General features: G+C 45.1%; 2 tRNA genes and 1 rRNA gene (1 of these 3 only partly in view). All 3 read right to left on the minus strand.

Annotation, left to right across the window (positions count from 1 at the left end):
* Nucleotides 1-1,385 (minus strand): 23S ribosomal RNA (locus tag IEV16_RS13225) (its annotated part extends 374 nt beyond the left edge of the window); the annotation flags it as partial.
* 485 nt (nucleotides 1,386-1,870) lie between these two features.
* A tRNA-Ile gene (locus tag IEV16_RS13230) sits at nucleotides 1,871-1,947 on the minus strand.
* Nucleotides 1,948-2,285: 338 nt separating this feature from the next.
* Nucleotides 2,286-2,361: transfer RNA gene (locus tag IEV16_RS13235), tRNA-Ala, on the minus strand.
* Nucleotides 2,362-2,483: the final 122 nt, after the last annotated feature.

A 2,483-nucleotide genomic window follows, 5' to 3' on the forward strand; every position in this document is an offset into this window, starting at 1 on the left:
GGGGCCGACTCACCCTGTGCCGATTAACGTTGCACGAGGAAACCTTGGACTTTCGGCGAGGGGGTTTTTCACCCCCTTTATCGTTACTCATGTCAGCATTCGCACTTCTGATACCTCCAGCATGCTTTACAACACACCTTCACAGGCTTACAGAACGCTCCCCTACCATGCATGTAAACATGCATCCGCAGCTTCGGTACACCACTTAGCCCCGGTAAATCTTCCGCGCAGGCCGACTCGACTAGTGAGCTATTACGCTTTCTTTAAAGGGTGGCTGCTTCTAAGCCAACCTCCTAGCTGTCTATGCCTTCCCACTTCGTTTCCCACTGAGTGGTGATTTTGGGACCTTAGCTGGCGGTCTGGGTTGTTGCCCTTTCGACTACGGACGTTAGCACCCGTAGTCTGTCTCCTATGATTGCACTTCACGGTATTCGGAGTTTGCCATGGGACGGTAGGTCGGTGTGACCCCCTAGCCATAACAGTGCTCTACCCCCGTGAGTGATACATAAGGCACTACCTAAATAGTTTTCGGGGAGAACCAGCTATCTCCGGGCTTGTTTAGCCTTTCACTCCAATCCACAGCTCATCCCCGCATTTTTCAACATACGTGGGTTCGGTCCTCCAGTCGGTTTTACCCGACCTTCAACCTGGCCATGGATAGATCGCCCGGGTTCGGGTCTAATTCCAGCAACTATGCGCCCTATTAAGACTCGGTTTCCCTTCGCCTACACTATTCGCTTAAGCTTGCTACTGAAATTAAGTCGCTGACCCATTATACAAAAGGTACGCCGTCATCCCTCACCTAGAATTTCTTTTCTACAAATGTGATTCACATTTTAATAAAAAATTCTAGGTGAGGGACTCCGACTGCTTGTACGTATGCGGTTTCAGGGTCTATTTCACTCCCCTCACAGGGGTTCTTTTCGCCTTTCCCTCACGGTACTGGTTCACTATCGGTCGGTAGGGAGTATTTAGCCTTAGATGATGGTCCACCTATATTCAGACAGGGTTTCTCGTGCCCCGCCCTACTCACATTCATCTCATAATCTCTTTCACATACAGGGCTATCACCTTCTTCGGCTGGCTTTTCCACACCATTCTGTTAAAAACTATGAGACTTTTGGGCTAATCCGCGTTCGCTCGTCGCTACTTGCGGAATCTCGGTTGATTTCTTTTCCTCCGGGTACTTAGATATTTCAGTTCTCCGGGTTCGCTTCTTATAACCTTACAGCCATAAGATGATCTTATAAGATCGGGTTGCCCCATTCGGAAATCTGTGGGTTATACGCTTTTGTGTCAACTAACCACAGCTTATCGCAGACTTACACGTCCTTCATCGCCTCCTACCGCCAAGGCATCCACCACATACGCTTATTCACTTGATCATATAACCCCAAACAATCTCACGGTTATCAATCAAACAAATATGGATCATAACAAAACATATAAACATAAAATGCCTATACATCATGCCGGTTTCTCTAATAACGATTTTATTAACTTTAATAAATTCTATTTTAGACGCCATTGACTCAAATCAAATTGATTTGTAGATAATAATCACTCATCATGATTATCATCAGACTCATATTCCAAATTGTTAATTTACTCAATATAAAGCGTACTTGCCTTCAGACTTTCGCCTGAAAAATCCTTGTCAAACGTTAACACGTTTGAAAAAGATTCTTTGTAAACATCCAGTGTGATTTTGTTTTAATCAAGGCAGAAGCAAGTGAAGCCTATTACCAATAGGTGAACTTGATTCTAACGCAGAGTAAAACAAAATGTGTTTTTTGAAGGTTGGCTTTATGTGCTGTCGTAGCCTATTAACAATAGGTGAGACAGTGCATAAAGTCAAGATTCAGAAAACTGGTGGGTCTGGCTGGAGTTGAACCAGCGACCTCACCCTTATCAGGGGTGCGCTCTAACCAACTGAGCTACAGACCCGCTTGCTTGCTTATTTTCCTGAACTCGGCGTTACGCTTGTCATTCGCTCGGTCATGTACCGATGTACATTCCCTCACTCATTCCGGCGCGTGCCTTGATTTCAGCAAAATAACCGTCACAATCGATTTCTTTTTAAAATCGCGCGGTATAAACCATTTTCCGTATTTTAATTCAGTTAATTAGGCTTACGCTTTATTAACAGCCAAAATACCGGCGTAAATGCTCCTTTGTTTGAGGTCTTGGCGACGCTGCGCTTGCCTCTCTAAAGAATCTACATCGCAAATGGTAGAAAACACATAACTTCTGTCATCTGACCTCAGTCTTCTGTCTTCCGATACTGGTGGAGCTATGCGGGATCGAACCGCAGACCTCTTGAATGCAAATCAAGTGCTCTCCCAGCTGAGCTATAGCCCCGTCTGTTTTTACTTTATATTTTATAGATAACTTGTGTGGACACCCGAGAATAATGTCTCAAGGTATTCTTTTAGGAGGTGATCCAGCCACTGGTTCCCCAACGGCTACCTTGTTACGACTTC

The organism is Marinicella pacifica (assembly GCF_014636635.1).
In the GTDB taxonomy this organism is placed as follows: Bacteria; Pseudomonadota; Gammaproteobacteria; order Xanthomonadales; family Marinicellaceae; genus Marinicella; species Marinicella pacifica.